Raw genomic sequence first — 17,171 nt, forward strand, 5'->3', positions numbered from 1 at the left:
TCCCGCCGGGCGGGTGAACGGTCTCCCGCAGTGACGATCGTATTTCCATCATGTTGTCTCTTGCCAGAGCCAGAGCCCCGGTGCATAGTCCTTTGCAGCGCTGCAATGTAACCTACATGACACATCATCATCGATGCGCCGTTACCTCGCTTCTGCCAACAAACTCCCCAAGTAGCGCGCTCGCCGCAGCCTTGAGCCGTACCCCGCGCACGGCCATGTCGCCCTGCTCGAGAACGCGGATGGCGCGCGATCCGGGTGTTCGAAGTCCCTTCAGGAGGCTCGCAGCAATGGGTACCAGCAAACATCTGCCCGCAGTCGTTACGGCTGTGGCGGTCGTTCTCGGCCTGACCGCCTGCAGTGGTGGTGACGACGGTGCTGCCACGCCCCGCGCGAAGCCCACAAACTGCACGAACAAGATCGTTCACGAGGACGCGAACCGTGTGTCGGTATGGGCCTGGTACCCGAACATGGCGAAGGTCGTCGACAACTTCAACAACGCCCACGCGGACGTGCAGGTCTGCTGGACCAACGCCGGCCAGGGTCAGCCGCAGTACGAAAAGTTCCAGACCGCGATCTCGGCGAAGAAGGGTGCCCCCGACGTCGTCATGCTCGAATCCGATCAACTGGTCGGATTCGAGATCCAGGACGCGCTGGTCGACCTCGCACCGTTCGGTGCCGCCGAGGTTAAGAAGAACTTCAGCGAGGGCGCTTGGAAGGATGTCTCGCAGGGGTCGGCCGTCTATGCCATCCCGGTCGACGGCGGTCCGATGGCCCTGATCTACCGCACTGACGTGTTTCGGAAGTACGGCGTCACGGCTCCGCCGATGACCTGGCCGGAGTACGCCGAGGCGGCGGCCAAGGTGAAGGCGGCCGGCGGCCCGGTCTTCGGCGACTTCGGCAGCAACGTGCCGGCCGTCACCACCGCGTTGATGATGCAGAAGGGCGCGCAGCCGTTCACCTACAGCCTGTCCGACAAGCAGAACATCACCATCAAACTGGACGACCAGGCCACCAAGGATGTCCTCACCTTCTGGGGTGACCTGGCCAAGGACGGCCTGGTCGGCAAGGAGGACCAGTTCACCACCGACTACATCTCCGGCATGGTCGGCGGCAAGTACGCCACCTATGTCTCGGCCGCATGGGCGCCCGGCTACCTGACCGGTGCGGGCGTCGGCGGCGGCACGGAGAAGGGCACCTGGGCCGTGGCCCCGCTGCCACAGTGGGACCCGGCCAACCCGGTCGAGGTGAACTGGGGTGGCTCTACCTTCGCGGTCACCAGCCAGGCGAGTGACAAGGCAGCCGCGGCCAAGGTCGCGATGGGCCTGTACGCCGACGAGCCGTCGCTGACCGACGGCTGGAAGTCGCAAACCATCTTTCCGCTCAACACCGGCGTTCTGACCTCCAAGGAATTCGTCGAGGCCAAGAGCGAGTTCTTCAACGGCCAGACCGCAAACAAGGACGTCTACATCCCGGCCGCGAACGCATACCGGGGTGCCGTCTACAGCCCGTTCACCGTCTACTACTACGCCCAGCTCCAGGCCCAGATCGTGAAGATCAACGCAGGTCAGACGACCGGTGCGCAGGCCGCTACCGATCTGCACAACGACATCGTCAAGTACGCCAAGACCCAGGGCTTCACCGTCCGTTGACCCGCCCCGGGCGGTCGCCGCAACCCGCCGACCATCCGGGCCCATCTTGGTCAGAAGGGAGATGCTCTGTGGCCGGCATCATCGACGCCAGACCGAGCGCACCCCGCGCCGTCGTAGCCGATCCGCTCGGCTCGCCACCGCTTCGCCGCCGGTCCTCTCAACGTGGCGTCCTGGGCTGGCTGTTCATCCTCCCGTTCCTCGTCGTGTTCGTGGTTTTCCTGATCGGTCCGTTGGCGTACGCGGGCTACCTCAGCCTCTACACCAAAGGGCTGGCGACGGGCACGACGTTCGCCGGTCTCGACAACTACACCCGCGCATTTGGCGACCCGTCGTTCCACAAGGGTCTGTGGTTCGTCCTACGGTTCAGTCTCGTGGTCATCCCGCTGCAGATGATCGTGGCGCTGGTAGCGGCCCTGGTGCTCGACGAGGTAACCGGCCGCCTGGCGCGCTTCTCCCGGCTGGTCATCTTCCTGCCGTACGCGATCCCCGCAGTCCTCGGCGCATTGATGTGGGGCTTCCTCTACAGTCCCAGCTTCGGACCGATCGAGCAGATCGCCTCGGCGTTCGACGTACGGGCGCCGTTCCTGCTCAGCCAGGGCAACATCTTCTACGGCCTGCTCAACGTCGTCACGTGGCAGTGGGCCGGCTACTACATGATCATCATCTATGCGGCGTTGCGCAGTATCGACTCCTCGGTCTACGAGGCCGCTCGGATCGACGGGGCGAACGCCCGCCAGATCGCGATCCGGATCAAGGTGCCGCTGGTGACCTCGGCGCTGACCCTCATCCTGATCTTCTCGCTGATCGGCACCCTGCAGTTCTTCGCCGAGCCGCAGATCCTCGGCCCGATCGCCAACGGCACCGTTACCCCGGACTTCACCCCGAACATCTACGCGTTCAATCTGGCGTTCCGCTATGCCCAGTTCAACTACGCCTCGGCGATCTCCTTCGCGCTGGGCTTCGTGGTCTTCGTGGCGGTCGCCATCTTCATGATCGTCACGCGCAAGAAGGGGAGCATCTTCACGTGAGCGACGTGCGGCGAAGGCCCCGCCACGTCTGGGCGAAACTGCTGCTGCTGGCGATGGTGTGCTACTTCCTCGTGCCCGTCTGGTGGCTTGTGGTGGCCAGCACCAAGGACGCTCAGGGGCTTTTCTCCGGCTCTGGTGCCCTGTGGTTCTCGGGCTTCCACCTGTTCGACAACCTGGGCGACCTGTTCACCTTCAACAATGGTGAGTACCTGCGCTGGCTGGGCAACTCGGTGCTGTACGCGTTCGCCGGCGGCGTCGGCTGCACGATCATTTCGGTGCTGGCCGGTTACGGCTTCGCCAAGTTCGACTTCCGTGGCCGCGGCATCGTCTTCGCGCTCGTCCTGGGCTCGGTCATGGTCCCGCTCACCGCGCTGGTCATTCCGACCTTCGTCATGATGAGCAACGTCGGGCTCACCGACACGATCTGGGCGGTGATCCTGCCATCACTGCTCAGCCCGTTCGCCGTCTACCTCATGCGGGTCTACGCGGCCGTCTCGGTGCCGGACGAACTGCTGGACGCGGCGCGCATCGACGGCGCCGGCGAGCTGCGCACGTTCCTGCGGGTGTCGCTGCCGCTGATGCGCCCCGGCGTCGTCACCGTGCTGCTGCTGTCGGTGGTCGGCACCTGGAACAACTACTTCCTGCCGCTGACCATGCTGTCCAGCTCCAAGCTCTATCCCCTGACCGTGGGGATCGGGCTGTGGTCGCAACTGGCCAGCTCCAACAATGGCGGCGGCCAGTCGCTCTGGAATCTGATCATTGTCGGTTCGCTGGTGTCGATCATTCCGCTGGTCATCGCCTTCCTCACCCTGCAGAGGTACTGGCAGGGCGGGCTGGCCGTAGGCAGCCTCAAGTGACGCGCTCGAGCTCTGGGAGATCCGTGTTTGCCGCCTCGTTCAGCCTTGACCCGTCCTACACCATCGCGCCGGTGTCCCGGCGTACCTTCGGGTCCTTCGTCGAGCACATGGGGCGATGTGTCTACACCGGCATCTACGAACCGTCACATCCGACCGCGGACGTTGACGGCTTCCGTGGGGACGTGTTGGACCTGGTCCGTGAACTCGGGGTCTCCCTCGTGCGTTATCCCGGGGGCAATTTCGTCTCCGGGTATCGCTGGGAGGACGGCATCGGACCGGTAGACGCCCGGCCGGTCCGCCGCGACCTGGCCTGGCACAGCCTGGAGACAAACGAGGTTGGGGTCGACGAGTTCATGCGGTGGGCGGGCAAGGCCGGCGTCGAGGTGATGTACGCCCTCAACCTGGGCACCCGCGGCGCGCAGGAGGCGCTCGATGTCCACGAATACCTCAACCACCCCGACCGCACCCGCCTGGCCGAGCTGCGCCGGGCCAACGGCGCCGAGAAGCCGTACGGGGTCCGGATGTTCTGCCTCGGCAACGAGCTGGACGGGCCCTGGCAGACGGGACACAAGACCGCCCAGGAGTACGGCCGGCTGGCGGCGCAGACGGCACGTGCGCTGCGCTCGGCCGAACCGGAGCTGGAACTGGTCGCCTGTGGCAGTTCGAGCTCGTCGATGCCCACCTTCGTGGCCTGGGAGTCGGAGGTGCTCGAGCTGGCATACGACGCGGTCGACTACATCTCGGCGCACGCCTACTACGAGCCGGTCGACGGCGACATGGCCAGCTTCCTGGCCTCATCGGTGGACATGGACCACTTCGTGCACAGCGTGGTCTCCACCGCCGACAGCATCGGCGCCCGGCTCAAGAGCACCAAGCGCCTGAACATCTCCTTCGACGAGTGGAACGTCTGGTACCTCCGCGAGTTCCAGGCCCGGCAGGACACCGGATCCACCGAGTGGCCGGTGGCGCCGCGCGTCATCGAGGACTGCTACACAGTCGCGGACGCCGTGGTGGTCGGCAGCCTGCTGATCTCGCTACTGCGGCACAGCGACCGGGTGACTGTCGCCTGTCAGGCCCAACTCGTCAACGTCATCGCACCCATTCGCACCGAACCCGGCGGCGCGGCCTGGCGGCAGACCATCTTCTACCCCTTCGCCATCACCTCCCGCCTCGCCCGAGGCGAGGTGCTGCGGGTGGAGCCACGCTGCCCGACGTACGACACCGCGCGTTACGGCGCGGTGCCGGCACTCGACGCGGTCGCCACCCACGACGCGGACACCGGTGACGTGACCGTCTTCGTGGTCAACCGGCATCAGTCGCAGGCGGCGACACTGAACGTTCCGGTGACGAGCTTCGGCGCCGCCCTGCGGGTGGCGGAATCCTGGACCATCGCCGACGACGACCTCTTTGCGGTGAACACGTCGGACTACCCCGACCGGGTGGTCGCGCGGCCTGCGGACGACGCCGAAGTGGATGACGGGGTGCTTCGCGCGACACTGCCGCCCGTGTCGTGGACCGCCATTCGGCTCTGCGCGTCAAGCCAAGATTGTTAACGCTAACGCTGTAGATCGGCCGTATTCAGATACTGCAAGAGGGCAATCGTAAATAAGTATTGACAGCCATCTATGTGAACGTTAACACTATGACGAAACACAATCTCAACATCTTCGAAACGTCTCCGTCGACGCCGTGCCTTGGCGTCGGCGAACGCGGAGATCCCCGTTCGAGCCGGCCACCGAATCCCCAGAGAGGTAGATCGCTGTGCCACTGTCCCGGAGAGACTTCACCCGCCTTGCCGCGTTGAGCACGCTGACCGCCGTCGGCGGCGGAACGGCCGCTTTGACTGCGCCATCAGCAGCCTTGGCGGCCAACAGCGCGTACGTGTTCGGCTATTTCAAGGAGACGCCGAACGAGAGCGGCGACAGCTACGCGCTGCACCTGGCGGTCAGCACCGACGGCCTGAACTGGCGTCCGCTGAACCAGAACAACCCCGTGGCGACCCCGACCGCAGGCACGCTCGGACTGCGCGACCCGTTCATCCTGCGCAAGCAGGACGGCACCTTCGTCGTGCTGGCCACCGACCTGCGCGGGCGCATCTTCAACCAGAACAACCAATACCTACACGTCTGGGACTCAGCCGACCTGCGCAGCTTCACCAGCTACCGCCGAATCCGGATGCACGGCCTGGCTACCCACACCTGGGCACCAACCGCCTTCTGGGTGCCGTCGCGCAACCAGTACGCCATCGTCTACTCCGCTAACAACGGCGCCGACGTCTTCATGGTCAACTACACCTCGGACTTCCGGACGGTGAGCACCAACCAGGTCTACTTCAGCCCCGGCTACCCCGTGCTGGATGCCGACATCGTGGCCGACGGCTCAGCCTTCTACATGTACTACAAGAACCTGTCCAACGGCCTCATCTACGGCGCCCGGTCGTCGAGCGGCGCGCCGAACAGCTACACCAACTACACCAGCGGCCTGCGGCAGGGCAATGCCATGGAGGCGCCCCTGCTGATCAAGAACAACACCGGCGGCGGCTGGCGGTTGTGGGGCGACTCGTTCAGCCCGGTCAACAACGACTACTACGCCTGGTCCACCTCCAACGTGGCGGGCAACTCCTGGACGCTGCTCAACCAGCGCGACTACACGCCACCGCTGAACGCCAAGCACGGCTCGATTGTCGGCATCACCTCGGCCGAGTACGACGGACTCGTGTCCCGTTGGGGCCTGCCGGCCTGGGTCCGGCTGAAGTCGTACAACTTTCCCGACTACTACGTGCGGCACGCCGGCGACGTGGGTCGGATCGACGCCTACCCGTTCGACCCCCACCAGGACCAACTGTGGCGCATGGTCGCCGGCCTGGCCGACTCTGCCGGCGTGTCGTTCGAGTCGGTCAACTCACCCGGTCGCTACCTGCGGCACAGCGACTACGTGATCCGGCTGGGGGCCAACGACGGCACTGCGGCCTTCCGCGCCGACGCGACCTTCCAGCGGGTTCCCGGCCTGGCCGACTCCACCTGGTCGTCGTTCCGGTCCTACAACTTCCCGGACCGCTATCTCCGCCACTCCAACTACGTGCTGCGCATCGACCCCCTCAGTTCGAGTTCCAGCGCCAGTGACCGACAGGACGCCACGTTCCGCGTCTCCTGATCCACGAAGGTAGAGGTACCTGTGAGATCACGTATACGAACGCTGCTGGCCGTCCTGGCCGCTGCCGCAACCGTCGCGGTGGGCGCCGTGCTCGCCCCCGTCTCGCCCGCCTCGGCGGCGCCCGGCAGCCCGGCCGTCCGCCCGCCCCTGGGCTGGAACAGCTGGAACACCTTCGGCTGCAACATCAACGAAGCCAAGATCCGCGGTGCGGCGGACGCCATGGTCAACTCCGGCATGCGCGCGGCCGGCTACCAGTATGTGGTGGTCGACGACTGCTGGCAGGCGACGACTCGCGACGGGGCCGGCAACCTGCGCTCCGACCCGGCGCGATTCCCGTCCGGCATGCGGGCGCTCGGCGACTACATCCACTCCAAGGGCCTCAAGTTCGGCATCTACCAGGCGCCTCGTGAGGAGACCTGCGCCCAGTACTTCAACGCCATCGGCGGGGCCACCGGCGCGCTCAATCATGAACAGCAGGACGCCAACACGTTCGCGTCCTGGGGCGTCGACTTCCTGAAGTACGACTGGTGCTCGCCCTGGGGCACCCTGAACGATCAAATCGCGGGCTTTACGAAGATGCGCGACGCCCTGCGCGCCACAGGACGGCCGATCGTCTACTCAATCAACTCCAACAGCGCGCACTCCAACACCGGCCCGTCCTACAACTGGAGCCCGGTGGCGGACATGTGGCGCACCACCGAGGACATCACCGATCGGTGGAGCACCGGCTGTCGGGCCGACTGCTTCATGGGCGTCACCGAGATCCTCGATGTCCAGGCGCCCCTGGCAGCTTGGGCCGGCCCGCAGCACTGGAACGACCCCGACATGCTCGAGGTCGGTGTCCGCGGCACATTCACACCTACTGAGAACCGTGCCCACTTCAGTATGTGGGCGATCATGGCCGCACCGCTGATCGCCGGCAACGACATCACCACGATGTCCACCGACGTCCGCGATGTACTGACCAACCCTGACGTGTTGGCAATCAACCAGGACAGCGCGGGCCGCCAGGCCCAGCGGGTCCGCGACTTCGGCGACACCGAGGTGTGGGCCAAGGCCCTCAGTGACGGCTCCGGCGCGGTCGCCCTGTTGAACCGCTCGGGCAGCACCGCGACGGTGTCCACCACCGCCGCCGAAATCGGCATGCCAACGGCCGGCAGCTACACCCTGGCCGACGTCTGGACGAAGGCGTCCCGGAACACCTCCGCAGCGATCAGCGCGACCGTCCCGCCGCACGGCGTGGTCATGTACCGGGTCCGGACCGGCTCGTCGACACCCACGACCTCCTTCAGCCTGCGCGGCGCAGGATCCGGTCGCTGCCTGGACCTGCTCGGCGGCGCGCCGACCGACGGAGCCCAGGCGGTCATCTGGGATTGCAACGGCGGCATCACGCAGGTCGTCACCGCGGCTTCGGGTCAGCTCCGCATTGGCGGTAAGTGCCTCGACGCCGAGAGCAACGGCACCGCGAACGGCACCAGGGTCATCCTCTGGACCTGCGGCGCGGGCACCAACCAGCAGTGGACGATCCAGGCCGACGGCACCATACGAGGGGGACAGTCGGGCAGGTGCATCGACGTCAATCAGGCCGCAACAACCAACAACAGCCCTCTGGTCCTGTGGACCTGCTCCGGCGCGGCCAACCAACGCTGGACCCGCGTCTGACGGAGAGAGATGGCCGGCGGTGGTTGCCGCTCTCCATCCCGGAAATCGAATCGCACCCAACGATGAACGCCAATTGGGATCCACGAACGCGCCGACTGGCGTGTGACGCACCGCGCCGACACTGCCCGCGATCGGGCTGCCCGGCGCCCGACCTGAGGACCTGTCGTGACAACTTCGGTTTCGCCCGTACAGAAAACACCCACCCTCCGCCGTCTGGCTGTGCTGTCCCTGTCCGTCGTCGCTCTGGCCGCCGGCGGGGCCGCGGCGACGCAAACCTCGTCCGCCGCTTCGCTGAGTGCCGCGCCGCAGGCGGCAGCAACGCCCACCACACCGCCCGCGTCCTACCCGAATCCGGGCACGGTCACCGGTGACGTCGGCGTGCACGACCCGACCATCGTGGCCCGCCCGGGCGGCGGCTACCTGCTGGCCCACACCGGCAACAACATCGCCCTGAAGACCTCCACTGATCGAACCGCGTTCCGCAACGCCGGTGCGGTGTTCCCCAACGGCGCGTCGTGGACCACGACGTACACCGGCGGCAGCCGCAACCTGTGGGCACCGGACCTGACCTACCGCGACGGCCGGTACTGGCTGTACTACTCCGCCTCGACGTTCGGCTCCAACCGGTCCGCGATTTTCCTGGCCACGAGCACCACCGGCACCTCCGGCAGCTGGACCAACCAGGGCCTGGTGATCGAATCGCGGACGTCGGACAACTTCAACGCCATCGATCCCAACCTGGTCGTCGACGCCTCCGGCACCTGGTGGCTCAGCTTCGGATCGTTCTGGTCCGGCATCAAAATGGTGGCACTGAACCCGTCCACGGGGAAACGCTCCGATGCGACAGTGCACAGCATCGCCGGCCGCAACGGAGGCGCGATCGAAGCCCCGGAGATCGCACGGCACGGCAACTACTACTACCTGTGGGTGTCGTTCGACCGATGCTGCCAGGGTGCCGCGAGCACCTACCGGGTCATGGTGGGCCGGTCGACCTCGATCACCGGACCGTACGTCGACCGCAGCGGCAAGGCGATGACCGCCGGCGGTGGCACCCAGGTGCTGGCAGGCCACGGCAACATCCACGGACCCGGTCACCAGGCGGTGTTCACCGACACCGACGCCGACGTCCTCGTCTACCACTACTACGCCAACAACGGCGCCTCGCTGCTGGGCATCAACCTGCTCGGGTACGACGCCGCCGGCTGGCCGTTCGTCTACTGACCGGAAAGGAGATCCGACGATGCGCAGAATCCTGGTCACCGGGGTGGTGGCGATGCTCGCCGCGGCGGGCACGGCGATCGCCACCCCGGCCGCCGAGGCTGCCACGGTGCAACCGAACGTGTCGTACGTGCTGGTCAACCGCAACAGCGGCAAGGCCCTCGATGTCTACAACCTGGCCACCACCGACGGCGCAGCGATCAACCAGTACACCCGCAACGACGGCGCCTGGCAGCAGTGGCGGTTCCTCGACTCCGGCAGCGGCTGGTACCGGCTGCAGTCCGTGCACAGCGGCAAAGTGCTGGACCTGCCCACCGCCGCCGACGGCGTCCAGCTGGTGCAGAACACCGACCGCAACGACTCCCGGCAGCAGTTCCGGCTCGCCGACTCGGCCGGCGGTCAGGTCCGGCTGATCAACCGCAACAGCGGCAAGGCCCTCGAGGTGTGGGAACGGTCCACCGCCGACGGGGCGAAAGTCTCGCAGTACCAGGACCTCGACGGCACGAACCAGCAGTGGCAGCTCGTCGCCCTCGGCGGCGGTGGCACCCGCACCTTCACCAACCCGATCAAGCGCAACGGCCCCGACCCGTGGCTGCAGTACCACAACGGGTACTACTACCTGGCCACCACGACGTGGAACTCCACCATCACCATGCGCCGATCGACGACGCTTGGCGGCCTGGCCAGCGCACCCGACCAGGTCATCTTCAACCTGGCCGGGCGGGCCAACGGCTGCTGCAACATGTGGGCGCCGGAGTTCCACCTGATCAACGGTCCGAACGGCAACCGCTGGTACTTCTACTACACCGCCGGCCGGAACGTCCCCGACTACAACCCCACCCAACGGCTGCACGTCCTCGAATCGGCCGGCACCGACCCGATGGGCCCGTACACCTTCAAGGCCGACCTCGGCGGCGACTGGTCCCTCGACGCCAGCGTGCTGAAGGTCGGCAGCAGCCTCTACCTGATGGCGACCTACGGCGGCGACGGCGCCGGGCAGAGCAACTCCATCCAACGGCTGTCCAACCCCTGGACCCTGCAGGGCTCACGGTCGAGGCTCTCCTCGCCGACGCTGTCCTGGGAACGCCAGAGCGGGGCGGTCAACGAAGGGCCCGAACCGCTCTATCACAACGGCAAGGTGATGGTGGTCTACTCGGCCTCCGCGTGCTGGGGTCCGGACTACAAGCTCGGGTTGCTCACCCTGACCGGCACCGACCCGTTGAACCCGGCCCACTGGACGAAGAAGTCCACCCCGGTGTTCCAGCGCAGCGACTCGAACGGTGTGTTCGCGCCCGGCCACAACGGATTCTTCAAGTCGCCGGACGGCACGGAGGACTGGATCGTCTACCACGCCAACGACTCCGCCTCCGGCGGGTGCGACATGAACCGCTCCACCCGCGCCCAGAAGTTCACCTGGAACACCGACGGTACGCCCAACTTCGGGACGCCGGCGCGGCTGGGCACGACGCTGACTGGGCCATCCGGCGAATAGCACGAGCGCGAGGACCGGTCGCGCCGCTACGCCCAGTGCGCGACTCTCGCCCCTCCTACCCCCTTAGGGAGAACAACGTGCGTAAACCGTTCCGCATCGCGCTCGCCGCGGCACTCGTCGCCGCTGCCGTACCCGTGGTCCTGGCGATCGCCGCGCCGGCTCAGGCCCTGGACAACGGGCTCGCCCGCACCCCGCAGATGGGCTGGAACGACTGGAACAGCTTCGGCTGCAACGTCAACGACAGCCTGATCCGGCAGACCGCCGACACCATGGTGTCCAGCGGCATGGCCGCTGCCGGATACTCGTACGTCAACATCGACGACTGCTGGTCGGAGCGCAGCCGTGATGGCAGTGGCAACCTGGTGCCCGACGGCGCCAAGTTCCCGAACGGGATGAAGGCACTCGCCGACTACGTCCACGGCAAGGGCCTCAAGATCGGCATCTACTCCTCGGCCGGCACCACCACCTGCGCTGGCTATCCCGCCAGTCTTGGCTACGAGCAGCGCGACGCCAACACCTGGGCGTCGTGGGGGATCGACTATCTCAAGTACGACAACTGCGGTGACCACGGCGGGCAGAGCGGTCAGCAGCGCTATACCGCCATGCGTGACGCGCTGGCCCGCTCGGGCCGGCCGATCCTGTTCGCGCTGTGCAACTGGGGCCAGGACAACGTCGCGCAGTGGGGAGCCGCGACCGGCAACTCGTGGCGCAACACCGGTGACATCCAGGGCAACTGGAATTCGGTGATGGGCATCCTCGACTCCCAGCCCGGCTACGCCGGCGCGTCGAAGCCAGGTGCCTGGAACGACCCGGACATGCTCGAGGTCGGCAACGGCCTGTCCGACACGGAGTCGCGCGCCCACTTCAGCCTGTGGGCACTGCTCAACGCGCCGCTGATCGCCGGCAACGACCTGCGCACCATGAGCGCGACCACCCGGTCGATCCTGACCAACACCGAGGTCATCGCCGTCAACCAGGACTGGGGCGGCCGGCAGGGCAACCGAATCGTCGACAACGGCAACTCCGAAATCTGGACCAAGCCGATGTCCAACGGGTCGATGGCCGTCGTGTTGCTCAACCGCGCGTCCAGCGCCGCCACCATCTCCACCTCCGCCTCCCAGATCGGGCTCGGCGCCGCGTCGAGCTACTCGGTGCGCGACCTGTGGGCGCACACGAGCACTACCACCAGCGGCACCATCAGCGCCTCAGTGCCGGCACACGGCGCGGCCATGTACATCGTGACCGGCGGCGGCACCACCGACCCAGGCACCAGCTTCGGACTGCGCGGGCAGGGGTCGGGCCGCTGCCTGGACATCACCGGGGCGTCGCAGATCAACGGCGCGTTGGCCGAGATCTGGGACTGCAACGGCGGCGCGAACCAGCGATTCACCCAGACGTCGGCAGGCGAGCTGCGGGTTTACAACGGCACCAAGTGCCTGGACGTCTACAACCGGGGCACGACCAACGGCACTGCGGTCGAGATCTGGGACTGCAACGGCCAGTCCAATCAACAATTCCGGCTCAACGCCGACGGCACGGTAACCGCTGTGGGCGCCAACAAGTGCCTGGACGTCAACGGTGCCGCCACGGCCAACGGCACGCGCGTGCAGATCTGGGACTGCGCAGGCGGCAGCAACCAGAAGTGGACCCGGCAGTAACTCGCGGCAAGGCCGGCGGCGCGGCATCCGGTCCGGCGAAGTCCGTACCTGCCGGCCACCGCAGATCCGTCTTTAGTTGCCGCGGAAACACGGAATGCCACCCCTAGTCGAACACATCGTAAGGAGCGATCCTCATGCAGAGACGCGATTTTCTCAGGTTAGGCGTTGTCGGAGCGGCGACAGTGGGCGCGGGATCCGTATTCGGTACCTGGCCGGCAAGCGCCGACACGGTCGGTCCGCTCCGGGCCGCGCCGACCACGCCGTTCGCTGTGGGCGTGCGCCAGTACAACTGGATGCGTGGCACCCGCCGGATCACCACCTTCGTCTATTACCCCGCCGCCGGCACTCCCGGGGGTAACCCCATCAACAACGCCCCCGTCGCCCTGGGCGTCTTCCCCGTCTGCGCCTACCAGCACGGCCTCGGCGGCACCCCGCAGGGCGCCCTAGCAGTCATCCGCCCGCTGGCCGCGGCCGGCTTCATCGTCCCCGCCGTCAGCGTGCCCACGGTCGGCATCGGTGACACGTACAACGGCGAACTGCCCAGGGACAACTCTGAGGCCATCACCCGCACCCTGGCCCTGAACACCGCCAACGATCCGTTGGCCGGCCACATCGACACCACCGCCGGCGTCGGCATGTCCGGGCACTCCATGGGCGGAATGACCACCCACGCGATGCTGACCGCCTTTCCCGACCGCCGGATAAAGGCCGCGGTCCCGATGTCCTGCGTGGATATGGGAAACCCGAGCGGCGCGGTCGGCGCCAACGTGCTGTTCATCCACGGTGACCGTGACCCCACCTGCCCGTACTCGTCGGCCCGCCAGGCATATGCGGAGCTGCCCGCGACCAAGGCGTTCCTCACCTTTGTCGGCGGCGACCACGGCAACTTCTTCGGTAATGCCCTATCGATGCGAACCTTCATCGACTGGATGCGGTGGAGCCTGTACGACGACACCACCGCCCGCGACCGCCTCACCGCCGACGCGACGTCATCCACCACGAGATGGGAGTTCATCCCCGGCTCGACCCCGCCGCCGCCAACCACGAGCTACTACACCCTCGTGGCCCAGCACAGCGGTAAGGTCGCCGAGATCACGGGCGCCTCCACCTCCGTCGGCGCCACCCTCGCGCAGTGGTCGAGCAACGGCGGACAGCACCAGCAGTTCACATTCCTCGACGCCGGCGGCGGCTACGTCCGCATCAAGGCCCGCCACAGCGGCCTGGTCCTCGAGTGCGCCAACAACACCAGCGGCGCCGATATCACCCAGCAGCCCGACACCAACGCCGCCCGCCAGCAGTGGCGCATCGCCGACCAGGGCGGCGTGGTCAGCCTCACCAACCGGCAGTCCGGCCTTGTGATGGACGTGTGGGAACGCTCGACCGTCGACAGCGCCCGCATTTCCCAGTACGCCGACTCCGGCAACCCCAACCAGCGTTTCACCCGTCGACCCGTCCAATGACGTGATGAGGACGCCCGCGTTGGCGGCCCGGCACTTATGACCAGTCGAAACCTGCCGCCCCGGCCGCCGGCCTGCGCCGGAACCGGGGCGGCGGCCGGGTTGCCGAGACCTTCTCGGCGGCCATCTTCCGGAGCTGGACCATGAACGAACTGAGGTCGAGGAGGGGTGGTTTGTGGGTGAGGTGAACGGCCCCGAGGTGGTGGGAGGCCCGGGGTCGGAAATCTCGACCCGACCTGGCGGGCGGCCCATCATGCGTGACGTCGCCAAGCTGGCGGGGGTGTCTTCTCAGACGGTTTCTCGGGTGCTTAACCGGCAGCCACACGTGTCGGCCAGGACTCGGCAGCGGGTGTTGGATGCGATGCGGAAGTTGGACTATCGGCGAAATCTTGCTGCTCGTGCGTTAGTCACGAGGCGTTCTGGCACGTTGGGGATTATCGGTTACGAGAGTCCGCTGTTCGGGCCAACCTCGATGTTGTATGCAATTGAGGGTGCGGCCCGGGCGGCGGGCTACTTCGTGAGCGTTGCCAGTGTTCGTTATCTGGATCGTCGGTCGGTGCTCGACGCGGTCGACTGGCTGTGCCAGCAGTCGGTCGAGGGGGTCATCGCCATCGCGCCGAAGTCGGCGATGGCTGGCGCGCTGGCTGAGGCATCACCGGGGATGGCCTGCGTGACAGTGGGTGGAGGCAGCATCGATGCGGTGCCGAGTGCGCGGATCGACAACGTCGCCGGGGCGCGGCTGGCTACCCGGTACCTGCTCGACCTCGGGCACCGCACCGTCCACCACGTGGCAGGTCCGGACGACTGGCCTGAGGCCAGCGAGCGGTTACGGGGTTGGCATGAGGCGTTGCGTGAGGCGGGTCGGCCGGTCCCTGCCGTGATGTCCGGGGACTGGAGCGCTCGGGCGGGGTACGAGCAGGGCGAGCGGCTTTCCGCCGATCCGCGCGTGACGGCCGTCTTCTGCGCCAGTGACCAGCTGGCTCTCGGCGTGCTCAGGGCACTGCACGAGGCCGGTCGGCGGGTCCCCGAAGATGTCAGCGTAGTGGGTTTCGACGGGACACCCGACGGCGCGCACTACCTGCCGCCGCTGACCACGGTGTGCCAGGACTTCGCTGAGCTGGGCCGTCTCAGCCTGGGGCTCCTGCTGTCCCGACTTGAGCAGCCCGAGCGAATCTCGACGTCGAGACGGCAGCTGCTCGTGCCTGAACTGCTGATCAGGCGTAGTACGGCGCCATCTCCCGACCCGCGCGGCAGCGGTGACCCAAGACCGTCGGGCGTCACGGCGGCCCGGCCCTGCGCGTAGGGCGTGTCCTGCCGATTCAGCCCGTGCTGGGAGGCTCGGGCTTGGTGCGCCGCGTTCACCGGCCCCGGCGGACAACGCGCCGTGTACGGCTCGGGCGAGAACACCCACGACTGGACCCTCACCGGCGCCGCGACCGAGGGCAGGACCATCCTCGGCCGCAGGCCCGCCGTCCATCCGATGAGACGACCCAGCTACGGCCAACCACGCACGAGGTCGTTAGATCGGCGATCTGGGAGCGGCTCGTCCGATCTGGCTCTCGATGGCTGTTCCGGTGCGGCGCATCTGCGCCTGCGGTTGGAGATGGGCCTCGGCCTCGGCAGCGTCAGGTCGTGGAGACCGGGACCGTCTCGCTGACCAGCGTGACAGCGCTCCGGTTGGCGGCCGGAATGATCAGCGCCGATCCGACGAGCGCGGCGACGGCGATGCCCAGCCATCCCCAGAAGCCGAAGGCGATGACCAGGCCGGAGAGTGCCGCCGGGCCGATGATGTTCTGCGTGATCACGTGCAGGTCGAACGCCCCCAGGTACTCGCCCTGAGCGTGCTCGGGGGCGAGGCCGAACGCGAGCCCCCATCCGGAGGCGGCCTGCATCACCTCGGCCACGGAGAGGATCAGCACGGCGGCGACGATCGCCACGGACGCCAGGGCCACGTTGTCGTCGAGCGCTGTCACCGCCAGGACCGCGCAGCCGCCGGCCAGCCAGTAGCCGGAGCGCCGGGCGAGCCGACCAGCGCCGTGCACGGTGTCCGCGCCCCGGCTGGCCCGTACCTGGAAGAGGATGACGAACGCGGTGTTGATGATCAGCAGCAGAGGAATCAGGAAGTGCGGCAGGTCGGTGCGGTTGAGCGCCCAGAGCGGCAACGTCACCAGGATGATGCTGACGTGCGAGGCGAGGATCGTCGAGACGCCGATCACCGCGAGGAAGCGTGGGTCGCGGACTGCGGCGAAACGCTTGAAGCCCACCGGTGCGGGACGCGGCGGCACGTCGGGCAGGCGGGTGACGAGCAGCGCGGCGCCGGCCATCAACGCGGCAGTGGTGAGGGGGATCAGCACGAGCAGCCGTTGGCTGAGAGCGGCGACGGCCGCCACGCCGATACCGATGCTGAATCCGATGTTGAACACCGACCGCATCATGGCCTTGAGCTTCACCCGCTCCTCGGCGGGCACGAGGTTGCCGATGAGGGCCCCGTTGGTCGGGCCGGTGCCGTACTCGAGGAAGCCGACGGTGACCACCAGCGCGAAGAAGGCGGTCGCGCTGTCGACGAGGCTGTAGAGCCCGAATCCGACCGCCAGCGCGGCGAACAGGATGACGAGCAGGCGGCGGGCGCCCACCCGGTCGGCGATCACACCGAACAGGACCGACGAGAGGAAGGCGGACAGGCCGGCGGCCGACAGGCCCAGGCCCACCTGCCGGGCGTCGAGTCCGACACGCAGCGTGAAGTAGACGACGCTGCCGCTGAGGAAGACTCCCTTACCGATGGACTCGGCCAGTCGGATCGCGATCAGCTTCCTGCGGAGCGGGTCGGTCGGTACCAGGCCGGCGAGAACGTCGGTCACTCGTGACAAGGACATGGGTCAATCCTGGCGACGGCGGTGTCCGGCGGACAGGGCGACAGGTGTAGCGCGTACGGGACGACGTCCCGGGTCGGCCGGGAAATTCCCCCGTGGACTCCCGGGTCGGCGGCGCGTCGGCCGC

12 protein-coding genes are annotated in these 17,171 nt (G+C 67.2%); 11 read left to right on the forward strand and 1 reads right to left on the reverse strand.

What is annotated here, in order from left to right; genetic code table 11:
- Positions 1–440 precede the first annotated feature (440 nt).
- From ABZ406_RS28030 to ABZ406_RS28080, 11 genes are all read left to right on the forward strand, one after another.
- On the forward strand, positions 441–1,649 hold the full coding sequence (locus ABZ406_RS28030) for an extracellular solute-binding protein (protein ID WP_357767819.1): 1,209 nt from the start codon (positions 441–443) through the stop codon (positions 1,647–1,649).
- Between the two features lie 68 nt (positions 1,650–1,717).
- The gene (locus ABZ406_RS28035) at positions 1,718–2,677 is read left to right on the forward strand and encodes a sugar ABC transporter permease (protein ID WP_357767822.1); all 960 of its coding nucleotides are present in this window, start codon (positions 1,718–1,720) and stop codon (positions 2,675–2,677) included.
- Positions 2,674–3,534, forward strand: a complete 861-nt coding sequence (locus ABZ406_RS28040) for a carbohydrate ABC transporter permease (protein ID WP_355008324.1) — start codon at positions 2,674–2,676, stop codon at positions 3,532–3,534. The genes ABZ406_RS28035 and ABZ406_RS28040 overlap by 4 nt, the downstream gene beginning before the upstream one ends.
- A gap of 23 nt (positions 3,535–3,557) precedes the next feature.
- Complete coding sequence (locus tag ABZ406_RS28045; protein ID WP_357767826.1) at positions 3,558–5,087, forward strand: alpha-N-arabinofuranosidase; 1,530 nt, start codon at positions 3,558–3,560, stop codon at positions 5,085–5,087.
- A 307-nt stretch (positions 5,088–5,394) separates the two neighbouring features.
- Positions 5,395–6,687 carry a glycoside hydrolase family 43 protein gene (locus ABZ406_RS28050; RefSeq protein ID WP_357767829.1) on the forward strand — a complete coding sequence of 431 codons (1,293 nt, stop codon included), beginning with the start codon at positions 5,395–5,397 and terminating at the stop codon, positions 6,685–6,687.
- Between the two features lie 21 nt (positions 6,688–6,708).
- Positions 6,709–8,349 carry a ricin-type beta-trefoil lectin domain protein gene (locus ABZ406_RS28055; RefSeq protein WP_357767832.1) on the forward strand — a complete coding sequence of 547 codons (1,641 nt, stop codon included), beginning with the start codon at positions 6,709–6,711 and terminating at the stop codon, positions 8,347–8,349.
- Between the two features lie 219 nt (positions 8,350–8,568).
- Positions 8,569–9,570: an arabinan endo-1,5-alpha-L-arabinosidase gene (locus ABZ406_RS28060; RefSeq protein ID WP_357767834.1), complete on the forward strand. Its 1,002-nt coding sequence runs from the start codon at positions 8,569–8,571 to the stop codon at positions 9,568–9,570.
- 19 nt (positions 9,571–9,589) lie between these two features.
- On the forward strand, positions 9,590–11,059 hold the full coding sequence (locus ABZ406_RS28065) for a family 43 glycosylhydrolase (RefSeq protein WP_357767836.1): 1,470 nt from the start codon (positions 9,590–9,592) through the stop codon (positions 11,057–11,059).
- Positions 11,060–11,136: 77 nt separating this feature from the next.
- The gene (locus ABZ406_RS28070) at positions 11,137–12,717 is read left to right on the forward strand and encodes a ricin-type beta-trefoil lectin domain protein (protein WP_357767838.1); all 1,581 of its coding nucleotides are present in this window, start codon (positions 11,137–11,139) and stop codon (positions 12,715–12,717) included.
- Between the two features lie 275 nt (positions 12,718–12,992).
- The gene (locus ABZ406_RS28075) at positions 12,993–14,177 is read left to right on the forward strand and encodes an RICIN domain-containing protein (protein WP_357767841.1); all 1,185 of its coding nucleotides are present in this window, start codon (positions 12,993–12,995) and stop codon (positions 14,175–14,177) included.
- A gap of 172 nt (positions 14,178–14,349) precedes the next feature.
- On the forward strand, positions 14,350–15,477 hold the full coding sequence (locus ABZ406_RS28080) for a LacI family DNA-binding transcriptional regulator (protein ID WP_357767845.1): 1,128 nt from the start codon (positions 14,350–14,352) through the stop codon (positions 15,475–15,477).
- Positions 15,478–15,799: 322 nt separating this feature from the next.
- Here the strand turns inward: ABZ406_RS28080 and ABZ406_RS28085 are convergent, their stop codons facing one another.
- The gene (locus ABZ406_RS28085) at positions 15,800–17,047 is read right to left on the reverse strand and encodes an MFS transporter (RefSeq protein ID WP_357767848.1); all 1,248 of its coding nucleotides are present in this window, start codon (positions 17,045–17,047) and stop codon (positions 15,800–15,802) included.
- Between the last annotated feature and the right edge of the window lie 124 nt (positions 17,048–17,171).

Origin of the sequence: Micromonospora sp. NPDC005710 (assembly GCF_040630995.1) — a bacterium.
In the GTDB taxonomy this organism is placed as follows: Bacteria; Actinomycetota; Actinomycetes; order Mycobacteriales; family Micromonosporaceae; genus Micromonospora.